The 21,419-nt window shown below is 66.0% G+C and carries 19 protein-coding genes; 12 read left to right on the plus strand and 7 right to left on the minus strand.

Annotated elements, in window-relative coordinates:
* Window positions 1-14 precede the first annotated feature (14 nt).
* From G6032_RS15855 to G6032_RS01805, 5 genes are all read left to right on the plus strand, one after another.
* A complete protein-coding gene (locus tag G6032_RS15855) occupies window positions 15-1,523 on the plus strand; it encodes an endonuclease/exonuclease/phosphatase family protein (RefSeq protein ID WP_165280423.1) in 1,509 nt (502 codons plus the stop codon).
* 283 nt (window positions 1,524-1,806) lie between these two features.
* Window positions 1,807-3,903 (plus strand): DUF1302 domain-containing protein, encoded by a 2,097-nt coding sequence (locus G6032_RS01790; protein ID WP_165280424.1) that lies wholly within the window; start codon window positions 1,807-1,809, stop codon window positions 3,901-3,903.
* 19 nt (window positions 3,904-3,922) lie between these two features.
* Window positions 3,923-5,302 carry a DUF1329 domain-containing protein gene (locus G6032_RS01795; RefSeq protein WP_165280425.1) on the plus strand — a complete coding sequence of 460 codons (1,380 nt, stop codon included), beginning with the start codon at window positions 3,923-3,925 and terminating at the stop codon, window positions 5,300-5,302.
* 77 nt (window positions 5,303-5,379) lie between these two features.
* On the plus strand, window positions 5,380-6,483 hold the full coding sequence (locus G6032_RS01800) for a YCF48-related protein (RefSeq protein WP_165280426.1): 1,104 nt from the start codon (window positions 5,380-5,382) through the stop codon (window positions 6,481-6,483).
* Between the two features lie 3 nt (window positions 6,484-6,486).
* On the plus strand, window positions 6,487-8,844 hold the full coding sequence (locus G6032_RS01805; protein WP_165280427.1) for an MMPL family transporter: 2,358 nt from the start codon (window positions 6,487-6,489) through the stop codon (window positions 8,842-8,844).
* A gap of 73 nt (window positions 8,845-8,917) precedes the next feature.
* On the opposite strand, the gene G6032_RS01810 is transcribed toward G6032_RS01805, so the two are convergent.
* From G6032_RS01810 to cysQ, 3 genes are all read right to left on the minus strand, one after another.
* Window positions 8,918-9,136 (minus strand): YdcH family protein, encoded by a 219-nt coding sequence (locus G6032_RS01810; protein WP_165280428.1) that lies wholly within the window; start codon window positions 9,134-9,136, stop codon window positions 8,918-8,920.
* Window positions 9,137-9,355: 219 nt separating this feature from the next.
* Complete coding sequence (locus G6032_RS01815; RefSeq protein ID WP_165280429.1) at window positions 9,356-9,721, minus strand: DUF3301 domain-containing protein; 366 nt, start codon at window positions 9,719-9,721, stop codon at window positions 9,356-9,358.
* The gene (cysQ, locus tag G6032_RS01820) at window positions 9,718-10,503 is read right to left on the minus strand and encodes a 3'(2'),5'-bisphosphate nucleotidase CysQ (protein WP_165280585.1); all 786 of its coding nucleotides are present in this window, start codon (window positions 10,501-10,503) and stop codon (window positions 9,718-9,720) included. The genes G6032_RS01815 and cysQ overlap by 4 nt, the downstream gene beginning before the upstream one ends.
* Before the next feature lie 56 nt (window positions 10,504-10,559).
* Here cysQ and yrfG point away from each other — a divergent pair, with 56 nt between their 5' ends.
* Window positions 10,560-11,255, plus strand: a complete 696-nt coding sequence (gene yrfG / locus G6032_RS01825; protein WP_165280430.1) for a GMP/IMP nucleotidase — start codon at window positions 10,560-10,562, stop codon at window positions 11,253-11,255.
* 53 nt (window positions 11,256-11,308) lie between these two features.
* Here yrfG and G6032_RS01830 read toward each other — a convergent pair whose 3' ends face one another.
* A complete protein-coding gene (locus G6032_RS01830) occupies window positions 11,309-12,847 on the minus strand; it encodes a DEAD/DEAH box helicase (protein WP_165280431.1) in 1,539 nt (512 codons plus the stop codon).
* A 275-nt stretch (window positions 12,848-13,122) separates the two neighbouring features.
* Here G6032_RS01830 and trxA point away from each other — a divergent pair, with 275 nt between their 5' ends.
* Both trxA and rho read left to right on the plus strand, forming a co-directional pair.
* Window positions 13,123-13,449, plus strand: coding sequence for a thioredoxin TrxA (gene trxA / locus G6032_RS01835; RefSeq protein ID WP_165280432.1), 327 nt, complete (start codon window positions 13,123-13,125; stop codon window positions 13,447-13,449).
* A 288-nt stretch (window positions 13,450-13,737) separates the two neighbouring features.
* The gene (gene rho, locus G6032_RS01840) at window positions 13,738-14,994 is read left to right on the plus strand and encodes a transcription termination factor Rho (protein ID WP_165280586.1); all 1,257 of its coding nucleotides are present in this window, start codon (window positions 13,738-13,740) and stop codon (window positions 14,992-14,994) included.
* 266 nt (window positions 14,995-15,260) lie between these two features.
* Here the strand turns inward: rho and G6032_RS01845 are convergent, their stop codons facing one another.
* A complete protein-coding gene (locus G6032_RS01845; protein ID WP_165280433.1) occupies window positions 15,261-15,641 on the minus strand; it encodes a transcriptional regulator in 381 nt (126 codons plus the stop codon).
* An 8-nt stretch (window positions 15,642-15,649) separates the two neighbouring features.
* Window positions 15,650-15,952 carry a type II toxin-antitoxin system HigB family toxin gene (locus tag G6032_RS01850; RefSeq protein ID WP_165280587.1) on the minus strand — a complete coding sequence of 101 codons (303 nt, stop codon included), beginning with the start codon at window positions 15,950-15,952 and terminating at the stop codon, window positions 15,650-15,652.
* A gap of 130 nt (window positions 15,953-16,082) precedes the next feature.
* Here G6032_RS01850 and G6032_RS01855 point away from each other — a divergent pair, with 130 nt between their 5' ends.
* The 4 genes from G6032_RS01855 (at window position 16,083) to G6032_RS01870 (ending at window position 19,584) form a co-directional block, all read left to right on the plus strand.
* The gene (locus tag G6032_RS01855; RefSeq protein WP_165280434.1) at window positions 16,083-17,033 is read left to right on the plus strand and encodes an oxidoreductase; all 951 of its coding nucleotides are present in this window, start codon (window positions 16,083-16,085) and stop codon (window positions 17,031-17,033) included.
* An 86-nt stretch (window positions 17,034-17,119) separates the two neighbouring features.
* Window positions 17,120-17,521 (plus strand): CidA/LrgA family protein, encoded by a 402-nt coding sequence (locus G6032_RS01860; RefSeq protein WP_165280435.1) that lies wholly within the window; start codon window positions 17,120-17,122, stop codon window positions 17,519-17,521.
* Complete coding sequence (locus G6032_RS01865; protein ID WP_165280436.1) at window positions 17,514-18,233, plus strand: LrgB family protein; 720 nt, start codon at window positions 17,514-17,516, stop codon at window positions 18,231-18,233. Before G6032_RS01860 ends, G6032_RS01865 begins: the two co-directional genes overlap by 8 nt.
* Window positions 18,234-18,243: 10 nt before the next feature.
* Window positions 18,244-19,584 (plus strand): GGDEF domain-containing protein, encoded by a 1,341-nt coding sequence (locus G6032_RS01870; RefSeq protein ID WP_165280437.1) that lies wholly within the window; start codon window positions 18,244-18,246, stop codon window positions 19,582-19,584.
* Here the strand turns inward: G6032_RS01870 and G6032_RS01875 are convergent.
* On the minus strand, window positions 19,575-21,416 hold the full coding sequence (locus tag G6032_RS01875) for an ABC transporter ATP-binding protein (RefSeq protein ID WP_240901884.1): 1,842 nt from the start codon (window positions 21,414-21,416) through the stop codon (window positions 19,575-19,577). The two genes, G6032_RS01870 and G6032_RS01875, sit on opposite strands and share 10 nt — an antisense overlap.
* Window positions 21,417-21,419: the final 3 nt, after the last annotated feature.

Here is a 21,419-nt window from a genome sequence, read left to right on the forward strand (position 1 = left end):
CAGCATGTGCGGGCGTGAGCAGTGCGAAGCCGGCCCTGGTGTTCGACGGTCGTTTCGACGACTGGCCCCGCGGCACGACGGCCCTGGCGGATCCCTGGTTCCTGTACTTCCGGCTGTCCCTGCCGACGGTCGTCGGCCTGCAGGCCGCCTACACGACGACCGAGCTGTTGATCGACCTCGACGCTGACGCAGGCACCGGTCGCAGCGTGGAATCCCGGGCCGGCGGGGATGATGCGCTCGGTGTCGAACTGTCCCTGCGGTTCGCGCCTCGTGCCGGGCATTCGGCCGTGCGGCCTCCCGGCGGCCGGTCTCCCCGCGGCGGGCCGCCCGGTGGCGCGGCGGCGGTGGCCTATGCGCGGGATGGCAGCCCGACCAAGCTGGCACACCAGCAAGTGGCCTTTGCCGCCTTGCCGACCCATGCGGCCGACGCCTTCGAATTGCGCGTGGCCCGTCATGTGCTGCAGCGACACGAAGCCGCGGCCCGCCTGCGGGCGCCGGGCCGTGGCCGCGCCAAGTTCCGGCGCCTCGACGCGGATGGCGTGGTGGTCTGGGAATCCGGGCCCCTGTTTTTCGAGCGCCCCGCGGCCGCCGCCACGGCACCGCGTGCCGGTGCTTTTCCTGTCCGTGCGGACGACGCGATCAGGATCATGTCCATCAACGTGCGCCGCGGCGGCCCGCTCGAAGAACCGGGACCGCTGGCGCGCGTCGTCGCCGCGGCAGACCCCGATATCGTCCTACTGCAGGAATGGGATCAGCGGGGCGGACGAGACACGAGGTCGAGCCCTGCGCGAGCCGCGTCGCTGGCGCGCTGGTTCGACACGCACGTCCCGGGCGGGCGGCCGTGGCGGGCGCGCCGCTCGCAGGCCCATGGAGTCGCGATCGTGGCGCGCCACGAAATGTCGCCGCTCGGGCCGGAGCAGGTGTTGTTTCCGACGCCGGCCGACGGGAGCGGCCCGACGCTTCGGCCCGTGCGTTACGTTGCTGCTCGCGTGGACACCCCGCTCGGTCCCGTGGCGGTCGCGAGCATCCATCTCAGTTGCTGCGGCGCCCCGGGCTCCATGGAGGATCGCGAACGCGCTGCGCAGGCGACTGCCCTGCATGCCGCTTTCCGGGCCGCGGTGGCCCGGGCCGATGTGGGCATGGTCGTGGTCGGAGGTGATTTCAACCTGGTGGGCGAAGTCCATCCCCGCAACGTGATCGCGGCCTCGCTCGATCTCGACGGCTCGGCCCTGGCGGTTGCGCCGGCGCTGGCGCCCGGGGACCGGGCGGCGACGACGTGGCGCGACCCGCACTCGAGATTCTCACCGTCGCAACTCGACTTCCTGTTGTATTCAGATGCGACCGCCGTGTTGCAGGCGGCCTTCGTCGCCGACACCGCGACGATGTCGGAGACGACCCTGCGGCGGGCCGGCCTGCTGCGCGACGATGCGGCGTTCAGCGATCATCTCGGCGTCGTGATCGACCTGCGCCGGCGTGATCCGCGACTCGCCGCGACAGGCGCCCGCGAAGCGGCCGAACACTGACTTCGGGAGCGAAATCCGGAGCGGCGGGAAGGGCTTTGCCGCTGTGTTTCCCTGTATTTGGATGCTGCGTTGCAGCGCGCATGCGCGTCCGTCAACTGCGTCCAGCTTGCATGTTTTTGCATCGATGCAACACGCTTTAACCTTTGAAAAAGCGGTGAATTCGCGCGCCAGGCCGATATGTTGTTTTCCTGTTACGGATTCTGTAAGAGTAGCGGCTCGCGCCGGACGGAATCCGGCTGCGGGCAACGTGCATAAACACAATTCAGAAATCTGGGGAGTCCTAATGAGTGCGCAATCCTCCAGGGCCCGTTCGGGCAACGGACGCATCCTTGCGGCTGCTGTCGCGACGGCAATTGCTGCGAGTTACGCGGCACCCGCGTCGGCGGTTCCGATCGAAACCAAGAACTGGTCCGGCAGCTGGGATACGACGCTGTCCTATGGCGCCCTCTGGCGCGTGCAGAGTCCCGACTGCGAGTTGATCGCCAACGCGAACGGCGGTTGCGGACCCAGCGCCAACATCGACGACGGCAATCTGAACTACGACACGGGCATCGTCTCGAACGCGATCAAGGGCACGTCCGAGATCCTGATGAGGTATCGCGACTCGTGGGGCTTTTTCGCGCGCGGCACGGCGTTCTGGGACTGGGAGGCCGGCGACACCAACCGCACGCCGCTTTCGCCGGGCGCCGAGGACCTCATCGAGCAGGGCGGCCGGATGCTCGATTACTTCGTCTTCGTGCCCTTCGAACTGGGCAACATGCCCGGCGAGTTCCGCCTCGGCAACCAGGTGATCAGCTGGGGAGAGAGCACGTTCATCCAGGGTGGCGCGAACCTGACTAACCCTGTCGATGTCTCGAAGCTGCGCGTGCCGGGCGCCGAACTGAAAGAGGCGCTGGTGCCGCAAGGCATGGCCTATTTCAACCTGTCGCCGACCGACAATCTCAGCCTCGAAGCTTATTACCAGTACGACTGGAAAAAAGTGAAGCCGGATCCCGCCGGCTCCTATTTCTCGTCGAACGATTTCGCCACCCGCGGCGGGACGTTCGTGATGCTCGGCTTCGGCGAGTGGTCCGACCAGGGCACCGACTTCGGTCCGCTGGGCGGCGGGTTCGATCCGGACTTCAACTTCGTGCCGCGAGCGGAGGCCATCGAGGCCGATGACGGCGGGCAGTTCGGCCTCGCAGCGCGCTATTTTGCCGACCAGTTCATGGGCGGCATGGAATTCGGTCTCTATTACATCCGTTATCACAGCCGCCTGCCACTGATCAGCGGCCGCACCGGCACCCAGGCAGGGCTCGGCAATGCCGCGGCGGCCGCCACGGCTGCCCAGGCTGCGGCGATCGGCCTCGCCTCCGGCCTGTCGTTCGACGCAGCCGTCAGCACCGCGACGGCGCAGGCCGCGCAGACTGCGGCGGGGCTCGGCGGCGACATCGACACCGACAGGCTGCGGGATCGCGCGACGATCGCGGCCAATGCGTTCCTCGGCGGCGGACTGGCGCCGGTGTCGTATCTCGGCGGGTCCTTCGCGGCCGACGAACTGGCGCAGACCTCGCGCTACTTCGTCGAGTACCCGGAGGATCTCGACCTGTTCGGCGCGAGCTTCAGCGGTTACCTGTTCAACACGGGCATCGCGTGGCAGGGCGAGGTCAGCTACAAGCCGGACTCGCCGCTGCAGGTGGACGACGTGGAACTGCTGTTCGCCGCGCTTTCACCGCTCGACGCCTTGTCCGCGGCACCCGGTAGTTGCGCAACGAATCCCGCGGCGGTCGGGCCACTCGGCTGCTTCAACCAGCTCGGTCCTTTCGGCATCAACCAGATCATCGACGGCAAGGTGGAGCTCGACGTCTGGCAGGCGCAGACGACGTTCACCTACCTGTCCGGCCCGATGTTCGGCGCCAGTACCGGCGCGTTCGTCCTGGAGGCCGGCGTCACACACGTGCCGGACCTGCCGGACGCCACTTCCGGGGGGCCGAACAACCAGGGCCTGCGCCTGAACGGCGAGGGCACGTCCCTGTCCGGCAACGAGACGCTGCAGTCCAGGCACGGCCCGACCTACGGCACGACCTTCGAGCCGCGTGACGCATTCCCGCACTCGACCTCGTGGGGCTACCGCTTCCGCGGCACGCTGGTCTACAACAACGCCATCGGCCCATGGACCATCGCGCCGATCGTCGGCTGGAGCCATGACGTCAACGGCAACAGCCCCGGACCCGGCGGCAGCTTCATCGAGGGCCGCACGGCGATGTCCCTCGGCGTCAAAGGCACGCTCCGGAACAAGTACGAACTCGAGCTGAACTACGCCGAGTTCGGTGGTGCCGACCGCTACAATACGACCCATGACCGTGACTTCCTGTCATTCACGGCCAAGGTTTCGTTCTAGGAACGAGGAGAGTCATCGCATGACCAAGACCAGATTGTTCAACGCGCTCGCCATTGTTGCGCTGGCCGGCCTGTCGGCCCCCGCACTGGCTGAACGCCTGTCCGCGGACCAGATCGCCCGGCTCGGCACCGACCTGACGCCGCTCGGCGCCATCCGTGCCGGCAACGAGGCCGGCACCATTCCCGAGTGGACCGGGGGGATACGCAGCGCTGCGGAGGCCGGCTTCCCGGACTTCCAGTCCGGCGGCCACCATCCGGATCCTTTCGCCGAGGACAAGCCGCTGTACCGCATCACGGCCGCCAACATGGCGCAGTACGAGGACATCCTGACGGAAGGCCACAAGGCCATGTTCAGGACCTATCCGGACTACTTCATGGACGTGTATCCCACGCGGCGCAGCGCGGCGGTGCCGGAGCGGATCTACGAGGCGACCAGGCGAATCGCCACGGACACGCACCTGATCGAGGGCGGCAACGGTTTCAGCGGTGGCGCCGAGGGTATTCCCTTCCCGATTCCGGAGAACGGCCTGCACGTCATCTGGAACCACATCGCCCGTTACCGCACCGACAGCGCGCGTCGCACCATCGGCCAGGCGCCGGTGACCCGCGACGGCAGCTACACGATGGTGATGTTCAGCGACGAGTATCTCGGGCTCTACGGCCTGGAGGGCGCGCGCGAGGAAGACCTCGAAAACATCATCCTGTTTTTCAAGCAGACCGTGACCGCGCCGTCCCGCCTCGCCGGCGAGGTGCTGCTGGTGCACGAGACGCTCAACCAGGCGCGCGAGAATCGCAAGGCGTGGCTGTACAACCCGGGTCAGCGGCGCGTCCGCCGTGCGCCGAACGTGGCGCATGACAACCCGCGTACTGCGTCGGACGGTCTTGCGACCTCGGACCAGTTCGACGTGTTCAACGGGAGCCCCGAGCGTTACAACTGGGAACTGGTCGGCCGCAAGGAGATGCTGATCCCCTACAACAGCTACAAGCTGCACAGCGACAAGCTGAAGTACGACGACATTCTCAAGCCGCTGCACATCAACCAGGCGCATGCACGCTACGAGTTGCACCGGGTCTGGGTCGTGGATGCGACACTCAAGGAAGGCACGCGCCATGTCTACAAGCGCCGCACCTTCTACATCGACGAGGATTCCTGGCAGGCCATGGTCGTGGATTGCTATGACAACCGCGACCAGATCTGGCGCGTGCAGGAGGCGCATTCGATCAATTACTACGACGTGCCGTCCTTCTGGTCGACGCTCGAGCTGACCATGGACCTGCAGTCGGGTCGCTACCTTGCGATCGGCCTGAACAACGAAGAACGCGGCACCTACGACTTCAGTGCCGAGTTCACCCCGGCCGACTTCAGTCCGGCGTCCCTGCGCCGGGCCGGCGTTCGCTGAACGTGTCGAGCGGGGGCGGCTTCCGGGTCGCCCCCGCTCTTTCTTCTGCTCCACGTTTCGAGCGAGTCCTACCCATCGTGGCCAAGATTCCTTCCCTGATCGTGTTGGCGACCATGCTGTCGTTCGCACCGTCCGGCGCGGTGCATGCCGTGTGCGAAGATCCCGTGCCGGAAGACGAGTGGTCCCTGATCATGCCGCTGGCGAGTGATGCGCTCGCGCTCGATATTTCACGCGTCGGCGACACGTTCGTCGTCGTGGGCGAACGGGGACACGTGCTGATCAGCGAGGACCAGGGCCGGAGCTGGATCCAGCAGCGCACGCCCACGCGTGCGCCGTTGACCGGGGTCTGGTTTCACGATCGCGATCTCGGCTGGGCGGTAGGCCATGACGCGGTCATCCTGCGCACCGAGGACGGCGGTGAAACGTGGTGCCGGGTGCACCACGCGCCCGAACTGGAGCGTCCCCTGTTCGACATCTGGTTCGAAGATGCGCGCAACGGGTTCGCGATCGGCGCCTACGGGTATTTTTTGCGCAGTTCCGACGGCGGCCTGACCTGGCGCGAGGAACCTTTGGAGATCGTCGCCGAGGAGGAGGCGGAGCCGGGCGAAGAACACGGGGCGGAGGACGACACCGCCGCAGGGAACGATGACGCCGGCTGGGACGATGACGGCTGGGACGACGATGCGTGGCTGGACGACGGCCCGATGACCGACATGCACCTCAACCGGGTGGTGCTGGATGGCGCGGGGCGGATATTTCTCATGGCGGAGGCGGGCATCATACTGCGCTCCGACGACCGGGGCGGCAGCTGGCGCTACCTCGAGCCGCCGTACGACGGCTCGTTTTTCGGCGGCCTCGCACCCGATGCCGAATCGCTCCTGGTGTTCGGCCTGCGCGGCACGATGTTCCGGACCTGGGACGGCGGCACGACCTGGCGCGACATCGCGTTGCCGGTCGACAGCTCACTGTTCGGCGGCGGCTCCGTAGGCGAGAGACACATCGTCGTCGTCGGTACCTCGGGTGTGATGCTGGTCAGCAGGGAAGGCGAGAGCTTCCGGCTGGTGCAACGTTCGGACCGGAAGGCATTGATGTCCGCGATGGGTACCGATGACGGTGCCGTGATCGTCATCGGCGAGCCCGGTGTAGAGCGCATCGAGCGCGCCACCCTGTTGGCGGAGTAGCGAATGTCAGCCTCACCCAAGACCCCGGTCACCGATTTCCTCGAGCGGCTCGTTTTCGGCAACCGCCCGCTGGTGATCACGATTTTCGCGATCGTCACGCTCCTGCTCGCCTGGAGCGCCGTCAGCGGGCTGCGCGTGGACGCGGGCTTCAGCAAGCAGTTGCCCCTCGAGCACGAGTACATGGGAACCTTCCTCGAGCACTACGAGGATTTCGGCGGCGCCGACCGCATCGTCATCGCGCTGACGGACAAGAGCGGCGACATATTCAACCCGGACTTCTTCACGGCGCTGGCCGACGCCACGGATGCCGTGTTCTTCATTCCCGGCGTGGATCGTGCCCGCGTGACCTCCATTTTCACGCCGAACGTCCGCTACCTCGAGGTCACGGAGGAAGGCATCGAGGCCGGGGATGTCATCCCTGCAGACTTCCAGGGCACGCCGAGCGATCTCGAGCGCGTCCGCGAAAATATTCTCAAGGCCGGCATCGTCGGCCGGCTCGTGGCCAACGATTTCTCCGGGGCCCTGATCAGCGCGCAGCTGCTGGAGATCAATCCGGACACCCAGGAGCGGCTGGATTATTTCGACGTCGCCCGGTTGCTCGAGACGCAGGTCCGCGAGCAGTTCGAATCCGACAAGATCGATGTCCACATCATCGGTTTCGCCAAGATCGTCGGAGACATCAAGGAAGGCGCCAACCGGATCGTGCTGTTCTTCGCCGTCGCCTTGTTCATCACCGCGCTGCTCGTGTTCATCTACAGCCAGTCCCTGAAGCTGACCGTCGTGCCGCTGGTGTGCAGCATCTTCGCGGTGATCTGGGAGTTGGGCGCCTTGCCCCTGCTGGGTTTCGGCATCGATCCGATGGGCCTCCTGGTGCCGTTCCTGGTGTTTGCCATCGGTGTGTCCCATGGCGTGCAGATGATCTCGGGCTTTGCCGCGGAGGTGTTCGACGGCGCCGAACCGGAGGCCGCCGCGCGGACGACTTTCAGGCGCTTGCTGGTGCCCGGCGGCATCGCGCTGTTGTCCGACACCATCGGCTTCATCACCATCCTGTTCATCGAGATCCGCATCATCCAGGAGATGGCGATCATGGCCTCGCTCGGCGTGGCCTGCATCATCCTCACCAACCTCGTGCTGCTGCCGGTGCTGATCAGCTACGTGCGCCCGGGACCGAGCTACAAGGACAAGCTGATTTCGCGCGCCGCACAGATGCGGCCCCTGTGGGACAGCCTGTCCAAGGTCTCGACCCGTGGCCCCGCGACCGCCATCATCGTGGTCGCCATCGGGTTGTTCGTCTTCGGCGCGTGGAAAGGCTCGCAGGTCCGCATCGGCGACCTGCATGCAGGGGTTCCCGAGTTGCGCCCGGACTCCCGTTACAACCTCGACACCCAGGAAATCACCGACCGCTTCTCGATCGGCGTGGACCTGATCACGGTCATCGTCGAGGTCGGGCCGAACGGCTGCATCGATTACCAGGTGATGGACACCATCGACGAATTCGCCTGGCACATGCGCAACGTGGAAGGCGTGCAGACCGTGCTGGCGCTGCCGCAGATCGCGAAAATCGTCACCGCGGGCTGGAACGAGGGCTATCCCTCGTGGCGGGCGCTGTCGCGCAACGAGCAGGTCCTGGTGCAGGCGCTGGCGCGCGTGGAAACGAGCACGGGCCTCTTGAACAGCGACTGCAGCGTGATCCCGGTGATGATCTACACGATCGACCACAAGGCCGAGACCATCGAGCGGGTCGTGTCAGAGGTCAAGTCCTGGCGTGAAGAGCACAGCATCGAGGGTGTCGAGTTCCGTCTCGCCACCGGCAACGTCGGTGTCATGGCGGCGATGAACGAGGAAGTCGCGGCTGCCCAGTTCCCGATCCTGATCTACGTGTTCGGCGCGGTGATCCTGCTGTGCTGGGTGAGTTTCCGCTCGCTGCGGGCCGTGGCCTGCATCGTCATTCCGCTGGCCCTGGTTTCGTTGCTGGCCTACGCGCTGATGGCGTTCCTCGAAATCGGGCTCAAGGTGAACACCCTGCCGGTCGCCGCGCTGGGCGTCGGTATCGGCGTGGACTACGGCATCTACATTTACAGCCGGTTCCAGTACTTCCTCGAAAAGGAAGGCGCCAGCATCCAGGCCGCCTATGCCAAGACCCTGCGGGTCACCGGCAATGCCGTGGTGTTCACCGGGATCACGCTGGCCATCGGCGTGTTCACGTGGGTGTTTTCGCCGCTGCAGTTCCAGGCCGACATGGGCATCCTGCTGACCTTCATGTTCCTGGTGAACATGTTCGGCGCCATCCTGCTGCTGCCGGCCCTGGCCACCTGGCTGCTGCCGGCCAAGTACCAGCACGAGCGTCCGCCGCAACCCTGATCCCGCCGCGCACGGCCGTCCGGCGCGCTGCGCCGGATCTCGCCGGATCAGGCGTTCAGGTGACTCATTCAGGTCACGCGTTCAGGTCGGGAATCAGCTCGCTTTCGAGGCGCGTGATCAGGTCCTTGAGCATGAGCTTGCGCTTTTTCAGGCGCTTCAGCTGCAACTGGTCCACCAGCGGGTTCTCCGCCAGGCGGGTGATCACGTCGTCGAGGTCCCGATGCGCGATCCGCAACTCCTTCAGCCGGGTCATGTTGCCGAAGATGTAGGTGTCGACCTTGTTGTCGTTCATGGGGGGCGCCACTCGGAAGCCGTCGGTGCAAGCGGGAACGCGCCACCGCGGCAACGCGCCGGGAGCCGGGGCGTCGCGCCGTGGCGCAGGCCGCCAAGCTTAGCCAACTGGCCGCCGCGCCGCCAGAGCCGCGAGGGTGGTGGCCGTAGCGGCTACGGCGGCAGCTTGGGGCGCGTGGCGTGGCGTAGCGGGGAGGGGAGGGGGTCCGGACGGGGTGCCTCAGTCGCCGCGGCGTGGCGGCGCGATGTCGCCATTGCCGTTCCGGTCGTCCGCGCCCGGGGTCGGGGCGAGGCCGACCGAGGTCACGGTCGCACCCAGGGTAATGACGAAGCCGCGCAGCCGCCGGTAGCCGTCGTCGGTGTATTCGAAGCCGTAGCTGCGTTCCAGGCGGAGCCGGCCGTCATGATCGCGGCGCGGCCAGAGACGCATGATGGAGACGGTGCCGTCCAGCATGACGAGCTGCAGCCGGCCGCAGGTCTCGCGTGCCGCGCGGTTAGCCTGTTCCCGCGCGGACATGCTCGCGTGCCAGAACCAGATGAGCCCGGCGACCAGCACGGCGACGACGATGTTGGCGTCGATGCTCAAGGCAGGTAGCTGGTCCAGTCGCGGGAATCGTCGCCCGAGGCGATGAACCACGGGTTCAGCAGGTCGGGTCCCTTGTTGTAGGCCAGCGGCTGGCCGTCGCTGGCGACGACTTCGCCCCCCGCCGCGCGCAATACGGCCTCTGCGGCGGCCGTGTCCCATTCGGACGTCGGGCCGAGGCGCGGATAGACGTCTGCATTGCCCTCGGCGACGATGCAGAATTTGAGCGAGGAGCCCATCGGGATCATTTCGTGCGGCCCGAGACGTTCGAGGTAGCCGTCGAGATCGGGTCCGCGATGCGAGCGGGAGCCCACGACACGCACCGTGCCGCTCGACAGCGCCGCCACGCGAATCGCCTGCGCCTCGGCGTCGCGGTCGCGTCGCCATGCGCCCTGTCCGACGATTCCCGAGTAGGTTGCGCCGGAGACGGGCACATGCACCACGCCCATCACGGGCCGCCCGCCGCTGACGAGCGCGATGTTGACGGTGAACTGGCCGTTGCGCTGCACGAACTCCTTGGTGCCGTCCAGCGGGTCCACGAGCCAGTAATCCCGCCAGTGGCGGCGCACTTCCCAGGGAACGGTGCGGGCTTCCTCGGACAGGATGGGCAGGTTATCCGGCAACTTCTCGAGGCCGGCGCGGATCACGTCGTGGGCGCGCCGGTCCGCCGCCGTGATCGGCGACTCGTCGGCCTTGGCCTCGACGGCGAAGTCCGTCTCGTAGACGTCCATGATCGCGCGTCCGGCCGACTCGGCGATTCCGACGACGGCATCGAGCAGTTCCATGGTGGCTTGGGTCACGAGCGGACTCCTTGGGTGCGGGGCGTATATGATAAACGCCAATGGATATCGTCTCTCATCATCCCTTCGACTGGGGCGACTACGACACTGTCCTGCTCGACATGGACGGAACGTTGCTGGACCTGCGTTTCGACAATTTCTTCTGGCAGGAGCTGATCCCGGCGCGCTACGCCAGCCTGAACGGCCTGGCGCATGAAGAAGCCGTGGCGGTGCTGGCACCGCGTTTCGCGGCGGTGCGCGGCACGCTGGAGTGGTATTGCCTGGACCACTGGAGCCGGGAGCTCGGCCTGGACGTGACTGCGCTGAAACGCGAGGTCGAGGACCATATCGACTTCCTGCCCGACGTCCAGGAATTCCTGCTGGCGGTGCGCGCGCTGGGCAAGCGCGCCGTGCTGGTGACCAATGCGCACCGGGGCTCCCTCTCGCTCAAGCTGGCGCGCACCGGCCTCGATCGGTTCCTGGATGCCCTGCATTCCAGCCACGACATCGGCCTGCCCAAAGAGGACCCCGCGTTCTGGGGTCGCCTCTGCGCGATCGAGCCTTTCGTGCCGCAGCGTACCCTGCTGGTGGACGACAGCCTGCCGGTGCTGCGTTCGGCCCATGACTGGGGGATCGGGCGGGTGATCGCCGTGCTGCGTCCTGATTCTTCTCGTCCGGCCAGCCCGCCCGGGGACTTCCACGGGATCCACGGGGTGGCCGAGCTGCTGCCGGGCGGCCGCAGTCCCGACGAGGCCTGAGGGAGTTACCCGCGTGGCGCTTCGGGGAAGCAGCCACGCGAAGTGCCGTTCGTTCAGTCCGTGGTCGGCGAGGTTTCTCCGCCGGGCTTGTCGCCACCGCTGCTGCGCTTGCGCCGGCGTCGGCGTTTCTTCGGTGCCGTGCCGGGGGCGGCCGCGTCGCCCGCGGGAGCGGGCGCAGCCGGGGCGCCCTCGCTCTTCGTCTGTGCCGGCCCGCCACCGGCTTCGGCCGGCCTGTCCTCGCGACGCGGTCCGCCGCCGGAACGCCCGGCCCCGGAGCTGCCACCCCCCGAGCGACCGCCTGCGGAACGTCCTCCCGAACTGCGTCCGCCGCGCGCACCGCCGGGTCCACTGCGTCCCTCGGCGGGTCGCGAGCCCCATTCGGTCCGGTCCAGGCGGCTGTTGCGCGCGGGCCGCGCGACTTCCGGCAATCTCGTCCGATCGATCGTATCGACCGGGATCTTCATGCCGATGTAGTCCTCGATGTCCGGCAGGGTCTGGACGTAGGTTTCGCAGCCGAAACTGATTGCGTCGCCCGACTCGCCGGCGCGCGCGGTGCGGCCGATGCGATGGACGTAGTCCTCCCGGTCCTGCGGCAAGTCGTAGTTCACGACATGCGTGACGCCCGGAATATGCAGGCCGCGCGATCCCACGTCGGTAGTGACCAGGATGGGCAGCTCCCCCGCCTGGAAACTGGCCAGCACTTTCTGGCGCTTCTTCTGCGGCACGTCGCCCGATATCACTTCGGCCGGCAGCCCGTTCGCCTCGAGGAAATCGCGCACCCGGTCGGCCGCGCGCTTGGTGTTCACGAACACCATGGTGCGAGTCGCTTCTTTCTCGCGCAGCAGGCCGATCAAGAGCGGCAGTTTCTCCGTGTTGGCCGGGAAGTAGATGCGCTGGCGCACTTTCTCCGCGGTCACCTGTTCCGGCTCGATCCGCACCAGCGTCGGATCGTTCATGTGCTCGTAAGCCAGCTCCAGCACGCGATGCGACAGGGTGGCGGAAAACACCAGGTTGAGCCGCTCCTGGGGCGGCGGGAGGCGGCGCATGACGTACCGGATGTCCTTGATGAAACCGAGGTCGAACATGCGGTCGGCCTCGTCGAGGATCATGACCTGGATATGCTGCAGGCCGAAGATCCCCTGCTTGAAATAATCGATCAGCCGGCCCGGCGTCCCGATCAGCACGTCCACGCCGGACTCGATGTGGGCCCGCTGCTTCTCGTAGTCGGTGCCGCCGTAGGCCAGGCCGAGCACCAGTCCGGTGTGGGCGCCGAGGAGTTCCGCGTCCTTGTGGATCTGGATGGCCAGTTCGCGGGTCGGCGCCAGGATCAGGGCGCGCGGATCGTTGAGCTTGCGCGTCGGGGTGGGCGGATTGCGGTGCAGGTGGGTGAACATCGCGACGAGAAATGCGGCGGTCTTCCCGGTACCGGTCTGTGCCTGGCCGGCGATATCGCCGCCGCCGAGCGCGGCGGGCAGGGTCTCGGCCTGGATGGGCGTGCAGCGATCGAAACCCGCGTCGGCGAGCCCGGCCATGACGGGGTCGGGCAGGCTCAGCTCGGCAAAGCGGAGCTGGGTAAGCAGTCCTTCAGACATTTTTCTTGGTGACTTCCTGGGGAAAAAAACGATTAGGTATTGCAACTCGCCCGAAAACCGGGACAGAATACGTGCCTGTCGGCTCCGGACGGCCTTTCCGTAGCCCCCCGCGCAAAGATTTCTTAAGCTTTTAGCCGCGAGCGCAGCGACATTGTGCCTCATCGAGCGGGGCGCGTCACACCCCGTAGCTGCGTCGCCCGACCCCGTTTCAGGGGTTGTATCCCTAACTCATGTTTTTTTGAACATTCGACAGCAAGCTTGCGGAGGCAGGAATAGTGAGCGATCAAATCGTTTACACGAGCGATAACAGTTTCGATAACGACGTACTCAAGTCCGATGTCCCGGTGTTACTGGATTTCTGGGCGGAGTGGTGCGGACCATGCAAGATGATCACGCCGATCCTGGAGGAGGTGTCGCGCGAGTACGCCGGCCGGGTCCGCGTGGCAAAAATCAACATCGATGAAAATCCGCAGACGCCGCCCAAGTTCGGCATTCGCGGCATTCCCACGTTGATGCTGTTCAAGAACGGCACGGTGGAAGCCCAGAAGGTCGGCGCCCTGAGCAAGAAGCAGCTCATCGAGTTCCTGGACCAGCACATTTGACGGGTCTGTCGGGCCGTCCGGCCCAAAAACTGGATAAAAACCGTAACCACGGTCGGAAAAAACGATATGGCCTCTGACGGCACGAGAAACGATGGCCCCCAGGGGGGGAACCCACAATCCGGACACCGCAATCCTCGCGACGGCGGGCGCAAGAAACCACGCCGTCGCAAGAGTGGCGGCGGGGGTGGCGGCGGCGGCGGCGGGGACCGTCATCATCCGGACATGCTGCCGGACTTCGACGAGGTCGAGGTCATTTCCCAGGAAGACCTCGAGCGCACCAAGAACGCGATGAACCTGGCGGAGCTCAAGAGCCGCCCGGCGCACGAACTGGTGGCTCTCGCCGAGTCGATGGGGCTCGACAGCCTGGCCCGCTCGCGCAAGCAGGACATCATCTTCTCGATCCTCAAGGCGCACGCCCGCAAGGGCGAGGATATCTACGGCGACGGGGTGCTCGAGATCCTGCAGGACGGCTTCGGCTTCCTGCGCTTCGCCGACGGCTCCTACCTGGCCGGTCCCGACGACATCTACGTCAGCCCCAGCCAGATCCGCCGCTTCAGCCTGCGCACCGGCGACACCGTCTCCGGGCTGATCCGGCCCCCGAAAGAGGGCGAGCGCTATTTCGCGCTGCTGAAGGTCGGGGAAATCAACTACGACTCTCCCGAGAGCGCGCGCCACAAGGTGCTGTTCGAGAACCTCACGCCGCTGTTCCCCAACGAACGGCTGCGCATGGAGCAGGGCAACGGCAGCCGCGAAGACCTCATGGCGCGGATCATCGACCTGGTGGCGCCGGTCGGCAAAGGCCAGCGCGGCCTCATCGTGTCGCCGCCGAAGGCCGGCAAGACGATGCTGCTGCAGAACATCGCGCAGAGCATCGCCGCCAACCACCCGGAATGCTACCTGATGGTGCTGCTCATCGATGAGCGTCCGGAAGAAGTCACGGAAATGAGCCGCACAGTACGCGGCGAAGTCATCTCCTCGACCTTCGACGAGCCGGCCACCCGCCACGTGCAGGTCGCCGAGATGGTCATCGAGAAGGCCAAGCGCCTCGTCGAGCACAAGAAAGACGTCGTGATCCTGCTCGACTCGATCACGCGCCTGGCGCGCGCCTACAACACCGTCATTCCCTCCTCCGGCAAGGTGCTGACGGGCGGCGTCGACGCGAATGCGCTGCATCGCCCCAAGCGCTTCTTCGGCGCCGCGCGCAACATCGAGGAAGGCGGCAGCCTGACGATCCTCGCCACGGCGCTGATCGACACCGGCTCGCGCATGGACGACGTCATCTACGAGGAGTTCAAGGGCACCGGCAACCTCGAGATCCACCTCGACCGGCGCATCGCCGAGAAGCGCATCTTCCCGGCGATGAACATCAACCGCTCGGGCACGCGTCGCGAGGACCTGCTGACCGCGCCGGACGAGCTGCAGAAGATGTGGATCCTGCGCAAGCTCCTGCACCCGATGGACGAGCTGGCCGCCATCGAGTTCCTGCTCTCCAAGCTGCAGGACACGAAGGTCAATGCCGACTTCTTCGACTCGATGAAGCGCTAGCGGGCGGCCCGGCGTTCGTCGGGCCCGCTTCTTCCCTGACCGCGGCACCGACCGCGCACACCTCCCGCTGGGCTCAGATGCCTGGCGCGTGAGGTGTGCGCGTTCGTTGCCGCTGCATTGCCGCCGACGGAATCTCTGTCCAGGACCTCGGCATGACCTGGAACCGGGTGGGCAAGCTGGCCCAGGTGACCGGCCCCGGGGCGATTTTTGTCGCCGGATCCGGGTCTTTAAGAAATTTTGTGTTTGATGTCGCCAACTCTCCAGCGCTAGGTCGCGTGATTGCTACGGTGAGCGCTGCGCTTCAACAAGCTTTCCGCAGGGATTGAGAATGTCTCGTGCAGCCCCTCAATCATGCGGAGGGTCAGAGGCCGCTTACGGGCCAAAACTTCGTAGACCCGATTCTTACGGCCAATCACCGGAACGAGGTCTTCAACGCTAAGGCCTTGCTGCTCCATTCGGAACTTGAGAGCTTCTATTGGATCGGGGAAATCTATTGGATAGTGCTCACGTTCGTATGCTTCAACGAGTGTGACAAGTACATCCAGCCGATCCCCTTCGGACGAGCCAGCCTCAACAGCCATGAGACCTTCGATTTCCTTCAGGGTGGCTTCGTAGTCAGCTTCTGTTTTGACGGGACGGATTTCCATAAGACACCTCAAATTGTCTGTGCATCGATGGCGTCATACTGCTCGTGTGTTCCGACGAAGCGGATATAGACGACGCGGTATGCGTAATTGATCCAAACTACCACTCGATACTTGTTTCCCGCGATGTTAAAGACGACACGACCATCTCGCAGGATGCTTGCGCTGGAAAATTGAGCCTTTACCTCGTTGGGAGTGGACCAATCGGCCTTGAGAGTTTCTCTGTACCAGGCCGTTCCGGGCTCGATAGAGTCTGCGTAGGAAGGTGAACTCTCCCAGAATTTTCTCAGCGTCGAGAGAGCAATGATTCGCATGGAGAAATCATAGTCCCAAATTGGGACTAAGGCAACCTCGCCGCCTTTGACCGTACTTCCGTAATCCGAGCCATGCGCGATGGGGGATTTCCCGGTATTTTGGCCCACCTGATCAGGAGAACCTGAACCCATGAACTCGGGCAAGAAGCCGACGAGAATCGTCGATAGCGGTTTTTCTGACTGGCGAGTGACCCAGCTGCCGGATCTGCATGGCAGGCGTTACCTCATCACCGGCGGGAACTCGGGGATCGGCTTCGATGCGGCCAGGCACCTGGCCGGGGCAGGCGCCGATCTCGTCCTCGCGTGCCGCTCGGTCGCAAAGGGAGAGGATGCCGCTGAGCAACTCCGGAAGGAAGCGCGCGGCAGCATCGACGTGGTGGAACTCGACCTGAGCGACCTGTCGTCCATCCGGCAAGCAGCCGCCACGATTCGAGAGAAGTACGACAAGCTGCACGGGCTGATCAATAACGCCGGCGTGATGCAGACGCCCGAATCGAGAACCGTGGACGGCTTCGAGATGCAGGTGGGCACCAATCACCTGGGCCATTTCCTGTTGGCCGGTCTCTTGATCGATCACGTTGAAGCCGCCGAGGGCCGGGTGGTCGTGGTTTCGAGCCTGGTGCATCGACTGGGCGTGCTCGATCTCGATGACCTGATGTCCGAGAAGAAATACGACCCGACCCGGGCCTACATCCAGAGCAAGGCGGCCAACATCGTGTTCGCACTGGAGCTCGATCGACGGTTGAAAGCCGCCGGCAGGAAGGCGATCTGTATCGCCTGCCACCCCGGCTATTCCGACACCCGGCTGCAAAGCACCGGACCGAAGGGATTCCTGAACGCGCTCTACAAGTTGACCAATCCCCTGTTCGCCCAGTCATCCTCGCAGGGCGCAGTGCCCACGGTACTTGCGGCTGCCGGTGCCGAGGCGAAGCGCGGCGCTTACTACGGGCCGCAAAGAATGCAGGAGGCGCGCGGCCCGGTCGGTGATGCCAGGGTGGCCGCCTATGCGCTTGATCGACAGCTCGCTGCGGAATTGTGGCGGCAGAGCGAGGCGCTGGTGAACTTCGAGTGGCGCCTCTAGCCCGATCTTTGTCGTCGCCGGCTTCGGCTGTTCCGCTCGGCCCGATGGTCGCCACGTAGCGCGCCACGCGGTTATGCTTCGCCGCTATGCTGCAAGGCCTCGCACTGATCTTCCTCTGCCAGCTCGCGGGCGAGATGCTCGTCCGGCTGCTCGGCGTGCCCGTGCCCGGCCCGGTGGCCGGGATGGTGATCCTGCTCGCCGGGCTGGTGCTCGCCGGCGGGCCTGGCGAGTCGCTGCGCCGCGCCGGCACCGGGCTGCTCGGCTACCTCACGCTGTTCTTCGTGCCCGCGGGTGTGGGACTGGTGACGCATGGGCCACGGCTCGCAGCCGACTGGCTGCCCATCCTCGTGGCGATCGTGGTCAGCACGCTGAGCACCATGTTGCTGGTGGGCTGGCTGGTGGGACGACGCGCCCCGCCCCAATACGGGCCGGAACATGGCCGCGAGCCCGGCCCGGGGCCAGGGCCGGAGGCGAGCCGGAATGCCTGAGTTCGGCGACATCTGGGTGTATCTCGCCGCGGCGCCGCTGCTGTGGCTCACGCTCACGCTGGTGGCGTACCTCGGCGGGGTCTGGCTGAACCGCAAGCTGAACGGCAACCCGCTGGTGCACCCGGTGCTGGTCGCGATGCTGGTGCTGATCAGCCTGCTGCTGCTGACGGGCACGTCCTACGACACCTACTTCGAGGGCGCGCAGTTCATCCATTTCCTGCTGGGCCCGGCCACCGTGGCGCTGGCGATCCCGCTGTACGACAACCTGCGCCAGGTGCGCCAGCTGCTCTGGCCGTTGCTGCTGGCCTGCGTGGCGGGCGTCGCCGTCGCCGTGGGCAGCGCGATCGGCGTGGCCTGGTTGCTGGGTGCGCGCGGCGAGACCCTGCTGTCCCTGGCCCCCAAGTCCGTCACCACGCCGATCGCGATGGGCATCGCCGAGCAGATCGGCGGGTTGCCCTCGCTCGCCGCCGGCATCGTGCTGGTCACCGGCGCGGTGGGGGCCGTGGCGGCCGGGCCGCTGTTCCGGCTCGCGGGGATCCACGATGAGCGCGCCCAGGGCTTCGCGCTGGGGATCGCCGCACACGGTTTCGGCACGGCCCACGCGCTGACCATCGGCCTGCGGGCCGGGGCGTTCGCCGGGCTCGGACTCGGCATGGCGGGCCTGTTGACGGCCTTCCTGCTACCCTTGCTCGCCCGGTTCCTGGCAGGCTGAGGTCGCGGTTTTGGCAGATCGACCCGAAGGCGCATCACGCGATCCCGGCGGCGGGCTGCTGCGGAAGGTGTTCCGCTATCCGCTGCTGGTCTACTCGGCGATCCTGTTCGCCGTGGCCGTCACGGCGCTCGGCTTCGCCATCACCCGCGTGGGCATCCTTCCCGAATCGGCAGGCCCCGGCCTGGTCGCGTTCTTCATCGCTTACAGCCTGTTCACCATCTTCATGGGGTACATGCACCCGCGCGTCGGCTACGTGTCCTTCGACCGGATCGCGCAGGTCGGCAGCATTCTCGTGCTCGGCCCGGTGGCGGCCGCCTGGATCAGCGGCGTCGCATCCTTTCTGTATCCCTGGCACCGGTTGTGGGGCGGCCGCTCTTTTATCGACGTGCTGACGGCCGCGCTGCATAACGCCGGCCTGATGAGTCTCATGGTGCTGGTCTGCGGGCTCGTGTACCAGCGCATCGGCGGGGCGGTACCGCTCGCCTCGATCGGTCTCGTGGATGTCGCGACCCTGCTGTTGCTGTTGCTCGGCATGCAGACGCTCAACGATGTCGGCATGCGCATTTTCCTCACGCTCGCGGAACATCGCGCCGCCACCGCATTCAGCCCTTTCGCCTTCATCGTCGAATCCGGGGCCGGCCTCGGCGGCATCCTCGTGGCCCTGGTGATGAACCGGATGGAGCCGTCCGCAGTGGGTCTCTTGCTGCTCGTGATGACGCTGGGAATGATTTCCCTCATGGAACTGGCCCGGATCCGGACGCGCCTCGAGGCGCGCGTGGAGAAGCGCACCCGTGAGCTGCAGGCCAAGACGCGCGAACTCGAATTGATCGCCACCCACGATCCGCTCACCGGGCTGCACAACCGGCGTTATGCCGACGAATACCTCGAGGAGCGGCTCGGCGAGTTCGAGCGTTATCGCCTCGACTTCGCGATCGCGCTGGTCGATCTCGATCACTTCAAGCGCATCAACGACGACTTCTCGCACGATGCCGGCGACGAGGTGCTCAAGGCGGTGGCGACGATCTTCCGGATGAATTGCCGGGACACCGATGTCATTGCGCGCTACGGCGGCGAGGAGTTCCTGCTGTGTTTCCCGCAGGCCAGGATGGAAGCGGCGCGGGAGGCCTGCGAGAAGATCAGGGTCGCCGTGGCGACCCACGACTGGGACTCGGTCGTGCCGGGCGTGGTGGTGACCCTCAGCGCGGGCATCGCCGCGATGCGGCCCGGCCTGAGCCGGCGCGAGTTGCTGGGCGCCGCCGACCAGGCCCTGTACGCCGCGAAGTCCGCCGGGCGCAACTGCAGCTGCATCGCCGTGGAGAAAATGCGCGCCGCCGGCTTCGTTCAGCGGTAGCCGCGCGCCTGCAGCGAGAAGAGCCGCGCGTAACGGCCGTCCAGCGCCATGAGCTCTTCGTGGCGGCCCCTCTCGATGATGCGTCCCGACTCGATGACGATGATCTGGTCGGCCATGCGCACGGTCGAGAAGCGGTGCGATATGAGAATGGCGATGCGATTCCGGGTCAGGTCGCGGAAGTGTTCGAAGATGGTCGCTTCCGCCGCCGCATCCATCGCCGCGGTCGGCTCGTCCAGCACCAGGATGTCGGCGCCGGAGCGCATGAAGGCGCGCGCGAGGGCTATTTTCTGCCACTGGCCGCCGGAGAGCTCGCGTCCGGCCTTGAACCACTTGCCGAGCTGCGCATCGAAGCCCTCCGGCAGCGTCTCGATGAAGGGCAGCGCCATCCCGGCCGTCGCGGCTTCCCTCCAGCGGTCTTCGTCCTCGAAGTGCCGCACGTCGCCGGCGCCGATATTCTCCCCGACCTTGAGCTGGTAGCGCGCAAAGTCCTGGAAAATGACGCCGATGCGTTCCCGCAGCACGGTTTCATCCCAGCCCTGCAGGTCCATCCCGTCGAGCAGGATACGTCCCGAGCTCGGCGTGTAGAGCCGTGACAACAGCTTGATGAGCGTCGTCTTGCCGGAACCGTTTTCGCCCACGAGCGCCAGCGATTCCCCGGGGCGGATATGCAGGTCGATGTCCTTCAGGGCGGGAGATTCCGCGCCCGGGTAAGTGAACGAGACTTTCTCGAAGCGGATACCGTCGGCCGGATCGGGTCCACGGGTTCCTGCGTCGCGCGCCTTGCGCCTGCGCACGGGCGTCTCGAGATATTCGTAGAGCGTCGAAAGGTAGAGATTGTCCTCGTACATGCCGCCGATCGCCGAGAGAATGGCGGACACGGCCGACTGGCCCTGGCGGAACAGCATCATGTACATCGTCATCTGGCCCAGCGTGATGCGTCCGAGGATGGTGGTCATCGCCACCCAGGCGTAGGCGCCGTAGAGCGTCAGGGTGCCGACCAGCCCGAGCACGAAGCCCCAGCCGTCGCGGCGCAGGGTGAGGTTGCGGTCCTCGCGGTAGAGCGTGGCGAAGATCTTCCGGTATCGATCCAGCAGTTTCGGGCCGAGACCGAACAGCTGGACCTCTTTTGCATGATCCTCGCGCGCCAGCACGGTCTCCAGGTAGACCTGCATGCGCGTCTCGGGTGAGCGCCAGCGGAACAGGCGGAACGCGTCGCCGGAGAACTTCGCTTCCGCGAGGAAGGCGGGAAGACCGGCCAGCACCAGCACCAGCACCGCCCACGGCGAGAACTGCGCGAGGAGCACCCCGTAGCTGACCAGCGAGACGCCGTTCTGGCCCAGGCCGAAGGTACGCATCACCAGCGACAGCGGCCGGCTGGAGGCCTCGCGCCGGGCACGGGTCAGCTTGTCGTAGAACTCGGAGTCCTCGAACTGCGCCAGTTCCAGTTCCAGCGCCTTGTCCAGGATCATCACATTGACGCGCTGGCCGAGCTGGGCACGGAGCAGCGACTGGCAGGCCGACAGCGCCCGCTGCGTCCCCGCGAGCGCCGCGACGAGCAGCCCCTCGATGACCACCAGTCGCATGACTTCGCGGTATTCGGTCGCGCCGCTCTCCTCGTAGAGCCGCGCTGCGGCGACGACCGCGTCGATGATCTGCGCGCCGAACCATGCGATGGCGGCGGGCAGCACGCCCCCCAGCACCGTCACGACCCCGAGAATCACCGTCAGCAGGCGGCTGGTGCTCCAGACGAGCCCGAGGGCGCGGCGACTGTAACGGAACACGCCGAGGAACTCGCGCGGCGATTCCGGCAATCCGGCGGGTTGTGCGGCCATGCG

It is taken from the genome of Wenzhouxiangella sp. XN24 (assembly GCF_011064545.1).
GTDB lineage: Bacteria > Pseudomonadota > Gammaproteobacteria > Steroidobacterales > XN24 > XN24.